At 46.6% G+C, this 9,989-nt stretch carries 5 protein-coding genes; all 5 read left to right on the forward strand.

What is annotated here, in order from left to right:
• Positions 1-252 precede the first annotated feature (252 nt).
• Positions 253-1,392 (forward strand): 30S ribosomal protein S1, encoded by a 1,140-nt coding sequence (locus QT994_RS06950; protein ID WP_333172845.1) that lies wholly within the window; start codon positions 253-255, stop codon positions 1,390-1,392.
• Between the two features lie 523 nt (positions 1,393-1,915).
• Positions 1,916-3,325, forward strand: coding sequence for an adenylate/guanylate cyclase domain-containing protein (locus tag QT994_RS06955; RefSeq protein ID WP_333172847.1), 1,410 nt, complete (start codon positions 1,916-1,918; stop codon positions 3,323-3,325).
• A 439-nt stretch (positions 3,326-3,764) separates the two neighbouring features.
• Positions 3,765-7,982: a chemotaxis protein CheB gene (locus tag QT994_RS06960; protein ID WP_333172850.1), complete on the forward strand. Its 4,218-nt coding sequence runs from the start codon at positions 3,765-3,767 to the stop codon at positions 7,980-7,982.
• 439 nt (positions 7,983-8,421) lie between these two features.
• Entirely contained in the window at positions 8,422-8,802 is a 381-nt protein-coding gene (locus tag QT994_RS06965; protein ID WP_106149545.1) for an endonuclease domain-containing protein, read from the forward strand.
• Between the two features lie 200 nt (positions 8,803-9,002).
• Positions 9,003-9,743: an HAD family hydrolase gene (locus QT994_RS06970; RefSeq protein ID WP_333172852.1), complete on the forward strand. Its 741-nt coding sequence runs from the start codon at positions 9,003-9,005 to the stop codon at positions 9,741-9,743.
• Positions 9,744-9,989 lie beyond the last annotated feature (246 nt).

The raw sequence follows: 9,989 nt of genomic DNA on the forward strand, positions 1-9,989 counted from the left end.
ATTTTAAAGCAGTATGCGTGTAAGTTATAATAGTCTACTTGACTCGGAATGTTAAGATTAAACGTTTTAACACAGAGTATGGAGTAACAGTAATGGCAAGCGCTGGTGTGCAGTTGCACCCGGCAAAAGTTAGCAAAAACTGACTTTAGTAAAAGATTTTGAAAAAAGTTAACCGCTTTTTCACCAAAATCTCGAATATCTGCCGGCACAAACGAAAAACATGAAGGAGAGAAATCCTAGGAAACTATTCGCATGGTCAATCTCAAAACCACAGTCAAAGACATCGGCTTTACTCACGAAGATTTTGCAGCCCTACTTGATAAATATGACTATCACTTTAGCCCGGGCGATGTAGTAGCGGGTACAGTTTTTAGTATAGAACCCAGGGGCGCTCTGATTGATATCGGTGCTAAAACAGCAGCGTACATTCCCATTCAGGAAATGTCGATCAATCGAGTCGAAAGCCCTGAAGAGGTATTGCAATCAAACGAAACTAGAGAATTTTTCATCCTTACCGATGAAAATGAAGACGGACAGTTAACCCTGTCCATCCGGCGTATCGAGTATATGCGGGCGTGGGAAAGAGTGCGACAACTGCAAGCAGAAGATGCCACAGTAAGATCGCAAGTATTTGCCACCAACCGCGGCGGCGCACTCGTGAGAATAGAAGGGTTGCGAGGCTTTATTCCCGGTTCTCACATCAGTACCCGCAAACCGAAGGAAGAATTAGTCGCCGAAGAATTACCATTAAAATTCTTAGAGGTAGACGAAGACCGCAACCGCCTAGTTTTGAGTCATCGTCGCGCCTTAGTTGAGCGCAAGATGAACCGCCTCGAAGTTGGGGAAGTGGTCATCGGTACAGTACGGGGTATCAAGCCTTACGGTGCCTTTATCGACATCGGCGGCGTTAGCGGCTTGCTGCACATCTCGGAAATTTCGCACGATCACATCGATACGCCTCATAGCGTCTTCAATGTCAACGACGAAGTGAAAGTGATGATCATTGACTTGGATGCCGAGAGGGGCCGGATTTCTCTCTCCACCAAGCAGTTGGAACCGGAACCGGGCGCGATGGTCAAAAATCGCGAATTGGTGTACGAAAAAGCTGAGGAAATGGCAGCTAAGTTCCGGGAGAAAATGCTCGCTCAAAAGCAAGCTAAAGCAGGCATAGACATTCCTGTAGACTCAACTGATGCTGATGATGACTTCTCCGACGAACTCGAAGATGTGCCCTCAGCAATGGAAGAGGATCTGCCGGAAGTAGCACCCGAAGCAGCACCCGAAGCAGCACCCGAAGCAGCACCCGAAGTAGCACCCGAAGCAGCACCCGAAGTAGCACCCGAAGCAGTATTAGATGTAGAGGAAGAAATCCCTCCTGCGACGGAAGAATAACATAGCACTTAGTGTGATTAAAAGAGGGAAAATTCCCTCTTTTTTTTTTGAGTTAGTCATTAGTTATTAGTCATTAGTCGCTGCTGGGTGGCGGACAATTCAATAGGGTTCAGTTAAGCTCGATCTCCCTGGTGCCCCCCTTAAAAAGGGGGGGACAAGAACTTACTCAAAGTCCCCCTTCTTAAGGGGGATTTAGGGGGATCTCCGAGGAATAAATAGTTTTAACCCAAGCGTATTGGTTTAGAATTCCCGATTTCCAATTCCCCATTCTTAATTACCGAGATTTAAGATATTTCTGTAGACCGATGCAGCGATCGCACTTTGAATTAATACAAGTTGCCGATCGCTCTGCCTAAATAGGCATAGCCTTTATGCTGCTAATTTGTTAAGATTTATAAACATCAGGGACATCCGCACAAGTGCGAACTCATCAGCATTCTCAGGCAAGAACAAACTAGACGAGCAAATTACACAAAATAATACTTAGAAATTTCTTGCCCTGACGCTCAAAGGCAAGCGGATAATGAACATCGAACTATTAAAAGAAAAATTAGAACAGCTTAAAAAACGTCCTAATTCTAGCAAAGGAACGATCGACCAAATCGAAAAATGGTTAATCGGTTCCCACATTTTGCAGAGATTGCGGATTAACCCTTACTACGTAGCAGGGGATACAGTCAAGAATATTAAAAGAATTACTTCGGAATTTTTGCACGGAGTGAAAGCCGGTGCCTTCGACTTGCACTGGGATATTCACTGCCCCCACTGCAACATGATTACAGACGAATTCAAGGATTTGGCAGACACATCAGAAATGTCTTTTTGCCCGATGTGCGATCGCGAGTTTAAAATTGATTTGCTCGATCGCGTCGAAGTTACTTTTTCCCTGAACAAAGAAATCGAAGACCCGCAACTGCGGCCCGTCTGCGCTCCCCCTCCCGTACTCCAGAGCAAACTGCAACTGGTAACGCCTTTATACTGCACTGAATCGGAGATAGTTACCTTAGAAAACGGTCGATATCGGTACTGCTGTCCCCTCACTTTAGCTAAAGGGATTTTAAAGGTTGAAGGCGAAGAAACAGAAGACATACAAGAAATTCAACTCAAACAGTTAGTCGGCCCAGATTTTGACAAACAAGAGCTAGTCGTGCGTCCCGGAAAAGTTAAGATAGAACTAACTAATACCGATCACAATTTGTCCGGGTTGATTTTGCATTCAGATGAATTGCCCGATGAATTGACATTAGAACAACTGCCCCTGCGGCTATCAGGAATGCAACTGCTTCATCACCCAGATTACAAGCGTTTGTTCGGCGATCAAGTAATATCGGAAAGAGAGCGAGTCAAGATTCGGGCGATTAGTATTATGTTTACCGATATTACCGGTTCTACCAGAATGTACGAAACGCTGGGAGATACTAAAGCTTACAATATTGTGCGCGATCATTTTGAAATTTTCTTTGAGTCGATCGAGAAAGTTGGCGGTAAAGTAATTAAAACCATCGGCGATGCCGTCATGGCTTCCTTTATCAGCAACGAACAAGCCATTATGGCAGCGGCCGCTGCTGTGACCTCTTTCAGAGAGTACAATTCAACTCGCCAAAAAGAAGAGTGGATTCAAGTCAGAATTGGCATTCACCGAGGTACGGCTTTGCTGGTAAATCTGAATAATGCGATCGACTATTTTGGCTCCACAGTCAACAAAGCCGCCCGCCTTCAAAATCTTTCTAAAAGTGACGAAGTTTCGTTTTCCGAAGATGTTTACAACGACCCAGCATTTTTAACAGCATTAAAAGCTGCTGGAGTGTCCGAAATTCACAAACGAGTAGAAGATTTAAAAGGCATACAAGGGGCGCAAGTCGCTTATACTGCTAGAATTAATACTGAATCTGTAATTGCGCTGTCTGCTGCACTGGTCGCTCAAAGAAGCTAAGTAGGTAAACAAATATATCTGGCTATTGGCAGCCTCTTCTTGCGATCGCCCCAACAGCAAACGGGTAGGGACATGGCATTGCCAAAGGCGTGTGAAGTTAACGTAAAACCGACCGTCTCTCTCGTTTATAGCCAAGTCTCGATCTCCCTAGCGCCCCCCTTAATAACGGGGGGACAAGAAGTATTTTTCAAAGTCCCCCTTCTTAAGGGGGATTTACGGGGATCTGGACTCAGGTAAAAACGGGATTTATCAAGGCTTTCAGGCGATTTTTGACACTAATGGGCTCTGGAAGTTTCCCTACTTAAAAGCCACCTCTCATCCTCAAGCTAGCTGCCTTCTCGTGGCAACTTAAGCTCTAGTAAAAATAATCGGAATTAATGACTCGCACCCTTACCAGATATGTAGGCTGCGAAATAACGGAGGTTCAGGACTTCACATCATGACTTCTTCTCAATTCTCTCCAGAAAATACAGCCGAATCGATCGCCCCAGCCGCCCTCGACAGCCAACAATTAGCCGCCGAAAGCGATGCTGCCTTTCCCATCGTTGGGATTGCCGCCTCAGCAGGAGGGTTGGAAGCCTTCACCGAGTTACTCAGCCATTTACCGATAGATACGGGTATGGCGTTTGTGCTGATTCAGCATTTAGACCCCGCTCAGAAAAGTCTACTTAGCGAGATTCTCGCCAGAACGACGCAAATGCCTGTTAATGAGGTAAAAGACGGCATAGCTGTAGAGCCAAATCAAGTCTACGTTATTCCGCCCAACACCAAGATGGTGCTATCTAAAGGCGTGCTGCAACTATTCCCTCGCGAGAAGATTTATGGCAAATATATGCCGGGAGATGCCTTTTTTACATCATTGGCGATCGATCGCGGCCACAAAGCAATCGCCGTAGTTTTATCCGGGGGAGACGGAGACGGTTCACTGGGGCTCAAGGCAATCAAAGCAGCCGGAGGCATGACTTTTGCTCAATGTCAAAGCACAGCAAAATTCGATAGTATGCCGACTACCGCTGTTGCCACAGGGAATGTCGATTTTGTTCTGCCGCCTGAAAAAATTGCCGAGGAACTGACAAACTATAGTCGCAATCCCCTTCTCACTTCCCCGCTTCTTCTGAACAAAGTTGAGGAATTGCCCGAACTGGGAGATGCCCTGCCAACTATTTTTGCGCTGCTGAAATTGAACACAGGCGTTGATTTTAGCCACTACAAACCTACCACGATCGCTCGACGCATCCAGCGGCGGATGGTGTTGTACAAGCTGGACAGCTTGGATGATTACGCCGAATATCTTCGCCACAATTCGGCTGAAGTCACAGCCCTTTATGAAGAAATCCTGATCCACGTTACCAGTTTCTTCCGCGATCCCGAAGCCTTTGAAAAGTTGAAAGAGCTGGTTTTCCCCACGATAACCCAAAATAAATCGGCAGAAGCTCCGATTCGGATTTGGGTTGCGGGATGTTCGACAGGTGAAGAAGTTTATTCGATCGCCATCTGTTTCCTGGAGTTTTTGGGCGCTCAAATCATCGCGCCACCGATCCAGATTTTTGCCACGGACATTAGCGAGCAGGCGATCGGCAAAGCGAGGTCTGGCGTCTATTCAGAAAACCAGATGGTAGATGTTTCACCAGAACGACGTACTCGCTTCTTTATTCCTGAAGCAGCAGGTAGCTATAGAATCACCAAGGCAGTCCGCGAACTGTGTGTATTTGCCCGACAAGACTTAGGTAGCGACCCGCCTTTTTCCAATCTCGATTTAGTTAGCTGTCGCAATGTGCTGATCTACTTGGCAGAGTCATTGCAAAAAAAAGTGATGCCGATTTTTCATTACAGTCTTAACCCAACAGGCTTTCTCCTATTAGGAACTTCTGAGACTACCGGAAAATTTTCATCATTATTTACCTCAGTGGATAAAAAGTGTAAAATTTATGCCAAAAAGTTGAGTGCGACTCGTCCCACTTTTTCGTTTACGCGGAGTTCCTATCCTGTCGCTAAAGCACGTGAACGGCAGGAAGTGAATGAAAATTTTACGAAGAGCTTTGATTTACAGCGAGAAACTGACCAACTAATTTTGAATCGCTATGCCCCAGCAGGTGTGGTGGTCAACGAGCCGATGAACATCCTGCAAGTGCGGGGAGACATCAATCCTTACTTGAGACTGGCATTCGGAACGCCCGACTTAAACTTGCTGACAATGGCAAGGGAAGGCTTGCTGGGTGAGCTTCGCACCGCGATTTATCAGGCACGGACGGAGAACGTGATGGTTAGGAAAGAAGGGGTATCCGTTGAATCGGGGGGACGATCGAGTATCGTCAATTTTGAGGTAATTCCGTTCCAGCCACTGACCGTCGAAGGACGCTACTTTTTGGTGCTATTTGAAGAGCCTTCACCCACGGTGCTTAACCTCAGCACCCTCACTTCTGAAAGCTTTGAGCCAGGTGATTTAGCGCGTGAAATTGAGAGGCTGACGCAGGCACTTGCCACCGCTAACCAACAAAAAATTGTGGCTCAAGCGCAACTGCAAGCAGTGATCCAAGAGCACGAAAGTCTCAACCAAGACCTCAAAATTGCGAACGAAGAAATCCTATCGAGCAACGAAGAGTTGCAAAGCACCAACGAAGAGTTAGAAACTGCAAAAGAAGAGATTCAAGCCACTAATGAGGAACTCACCACCACTAACGATGAACTTCGCAGCCGAAATATTGAACAAAGCTTGGTCAATAACGATCTGACAAATTTGCTTGCCAGTATCAATATTCCGATCTTAATGCTGACAAACGATTTACTGATTCGACGCTTTACGCCCGCTGCACAACAACTTTTTAGTCTGATTTCCACCGATGTTGGACGACCCTTTAGCGACATCCGATCGACTCTGAACGTTCCCGAGTTGGAACAGATGATTTTGGAGGTGATTGATACTCTCCAAACGAAAGAACAAGAAGTTGAAACGGGAGCGGGATATTGGTACAACCTCCGCATTCGTCCTTACCGCACAACGGAAAACAAGATTGACGGTGTGGTAATGGTTTTGATTGATATTGACGCGCTCAAACGCAGTGCCACCACCTTAGAGAATGCCCGAAACTACGCTGAAACCATCGTGGAAACTGTGCAAACGCCTTTAGTCGTGCTAGATGCTAATTTCCGAGTGAATAAAGCAAATCGAGCGTTCTATGAAACGTTTCGGGTTTCATCCTCAGAAACAGCGCAATCTTCGCTGTTTGAGCTAGGAAACGGGCAGTGGAATATCCCCCAATTGCGATGGATATTGGAAGATATTCTGGTGAGTGATGTTCAGCTTCAAAACTTTGAGTGGAATCACCTGTTTGAGCAGATTGGGCAGAAAACTATGCTGCTGAATGCTTGTAAACTTGAACGAGAAGATCAAGCTTTAATGATTCTGTTGTCGATCGAGGATATCACAGAGCGCAAGCAGTTTGAGACACAGCGATCGCAGTTATTGGAGCAGGAACAGTTTGCGCGCCAACAAGCAGAAACCGCCAACCGTGCTAAAGATGAATTTCTCGCGAATCTCTCCCACGAACTCCGCAATCCCCTGACTCCGATCCTGGGATGGGCACAAATCCTGCGCTCCGGCGTGCTTAAGGAAGCAGCGGCTAATCGCGCTCTAGAAGTGATCGAGCGCAGCGCTAGGACGCAATCTCAGTTAATCGAAGATATCCTGGATATTTCCCGGATTACCAACGGCAAGCTGGCTCTTAATACCAATTTGATCGATTTGGTTTTGGTAGTAGAAGCTGCGCTGGATGGGGTTCAATTATCAGCCGAAGCAAAAAATATTCAACTTGTTTCGCAGTTGAGTCCTGCAACTGTTTTAGGCGATGCTGATAGATTGCAACAAGTTGTGTGGAATCTTCTGTCTAATGCAATTAAGTTTACTCCGGCGGGGGGACGAGTGGAAGTAACGTTATCGGCGATCGAGAATCACGCTCAACTTCAAGTTAGCGACACGGGAAAAGGCATTTGGGCAGACTCCTTGCCGTATATTTTCGATCGTTTCCATCAAGGCGATTCCAGCAGCACTAAGCGGAATCAAGGGCTGGGATTGGGTTTGTCGATCGTGCGTCATCTGGTAGAATTGCACGGAGGAACGGTGGAAGCGGATAGTCCCGGTGAGGAACAAGGAACTACAATGACTGTGAGATTGCCGTTGCGATCGCTGCCTCAAGAGTTGAAATCGGCGATCGATTTAAAGTCAACTGCTTTGGTAGAGCCTTTAAACGCCTCAAAGGATATCGTCCCCTCTCTCGAAGGCTTGCACATCTTAGTTGTGGACGATCAGATCGATACCCGGGAACTCTTAGAATTTGTACTCGCAAGCTACGGGGCTGAGGTTTTGACGGTTGCATCTGCCAGAAGTGCGATCGATGCTTTGACTGAGAATCCCGGCAGATATGACGTGCTAATCTCCGATATCGGAATGCCAGAGGAAGATGGGTATTTCTTAATTCGACAAGTGCGAGCTCTTGCTGCGGAAGCCGGAGGAGAAATCCCCGCCGCTGCACTGACTGCCTATGCGAGCGATAAAGAACGGCAAAGGGCGATCGAAGCTGGTTTTCAAACCCATATTTCCAAACCTGTCCAGCCTGTTCAACTAGCATTAATAGTGGCCAATTTAGCGGGACGATTTTAAATATTTTGGAGTTTTTATTTATGATGTTTGAGATTAGATTAGGCAGTTAAACTCTTGTCCCCCCCTTAAGAAGGGGGGTTAGGGGGGATCTCCGGATCGAGATTAGGAGGATGAGGACCAAATACGCTTGCGTTAACAATTTTTCGGGCCGGAGATCCCCCTAAATCCCCCTTAAGAAGGGGGACTTTGAGAACTCTCTTGTCCCCCCTTAATAAGGGTGACTTTGAGAACTCTCTTGTCCCCCCTTAAGAAGGGTGACTTTGAGAACTCTCTTGTCTCCCCTTAATAAGGGTGACTTTGAGAACTCTCTTGTCCCCCCTTAAGAAGGGTGACTTTGAGAACTCTTTTGTCCCCCCTTAAGAAGGGGGACTTTGAGAACTCTCTTGTCCCCCCCTTCTTAAGGGGGGCTAGGGGGGATCGCTCCGAGATTAGGAGGATTATGACCAAATTAAACGACTCCAATTTCCACCTACCTTACAACCCAAAACTCATCCCTATCGCCAAGGAACTTCGGCAAAATCCAACTCCAGCCGAAAAGAAACTTTGGGAAGATTTTCTGAGAAATTTCCCTTTTCGAGTTTTGAGACAGCGACCGATCGACAATTTTATTGTAGATTTTTATTGTGCTGCTTTAAGATTGGTAATTGAGGTTGATGGCGAGAGTCATTTTACCGAACAGGGGAAACAATATGATGCGGAAAGAACAGGGATTTTCGAGGGGTATGGACTGCAAGTTGTCAGGTTTACGAATGTTGATGTATTGCAGTGTTTTGAGGGAGTTTGTCAGGAGTTGTTGGGTGCGTGCGATCGTCATTCTTAGGGCCAGATCCCCCCTAACCCCCCTTAATAAGGGGGGGACAAGAGTACGATCGGGCATCTCGTAATAGTTAAGGCCAGATCCCCCCTAGCCCCCCTTAAGAAGGGGGGGACAAGAGAGTTATGTTGCGCTAAAAACAATTGCTAAAAATAGCATAATATGAGACGATACAAAACAATATAAAAATTACGGAGTTATGATTCTTGGTAACTATTAAATGTCGGGGCATTACCTTCTCAAATATCGAAGCCGTGATCTTTGACAAAGACGGCACTCTAGAGGATTCTCAGGAGTTTTTGAGATTGTTGGGGATGAAGCGAGCCCGCCTCGCAGACGCTCAAATTCCGGGCGTTGGAGAGCCTTTACAAATGGCTTTCGGTATCGAAACCGGCAGCATTGACCCCACGGGTTTGCTAGCAGTGGGTAGCCGCAAGGAAAATGAGATTGTTGCAGCGGGATACATAGCGGAAACCGGCAGGGGATGGTTGGAATCTTTAAGTATTGCGCGCCGCGCTTTTGACGAAGCTGACGAAATGTTTAAAAATAGTGCTGTTTCTCCTTTATTTGTCGGCAGTTTGGAAGTGCTGAAATATCTTTCGGAAGCGGGTTTAAAACTGGGAATTCTTTCGGCGGCTACGACGGCTGTGGTGCAGAAGTTTGTGAAACACCACGCATTAGGTGACTACATTCAGTTAGAAATGGGAGTTGATTCAACGGTTCATAAACCCGATCCGAAATTGTTTTTGCAAGCTTGTGAGAAACTCGGAGTTAATCCCGCAGCAACTTTGATGGTGGGAGATTCAGCGGGCGATATTCAGATGGGTAAAAATGCGGGCGCGGCTGGCTGTATCGGCATTTGTTGGGGGAATGCTCAGGTTAGTTATTTGGAAAAAGCTGATGTGGCGATCGCATCATTGGATGAAATTACAATTTTAGCAGATTGAGGAAACATCACAGCCTTGAAAATCTCGCTTCTACCGTAGTCTCGATCCCCCTAAATCCCCCTTAAGAAGGGGGACTTTGAGCGCTTCCTAAATCCCCCTTAAGAAGGGGAACTTTGAGCGCTTCCTGTCCCCCCCTTCTTAAGGGGGGCTAGGGGGGATCTGGGCTTATTCACAGCCTTGAAAATCTCGCTTCTACCGTAGTCTCGATCCCCCTAAATCCCCCTTAAGAAGGGGGACTTTGAGCGC

It is taken from the genome of Microcoleus sp. S13_B4 (genome assembly GCF_036700885.1).
Classification (GTDB): domain Bacteria; phylum Cyanobacteriota; class Cyanobacteriia; order Cyanobacteriales; family Microcoleaceae; genus Microcoleus.

Coding starts and splice junctions, on each gene's coding strand:
- QT994_RS06950 (WP_333172845.1), top strand. CDS start 253: ATGGTCAATCTCAAAACCACAGTCAAAGACATCGGCTTTACTCACGAA.
- QT994_RS06960 (WP_333172850.1), top strand. CDS start 3,765: ATGACTTCTTCTCAATTCTCTCCAGAAAATACAGCCGAATCGATCGCC.
- QT994_RS06965 (WP_106149545.1), top strand. CDS start 8,422: ATGACCAAATTAAACGACTCCAATTTCCACCTACCTTACAACCCAAAA.
- QT994_RS06955 (WP_333172847.1), top strand. CDS start 1,916: ATGAACATCGAACTATTAAAAGAAAAATTAGAACAGCTTAAAAAACGT.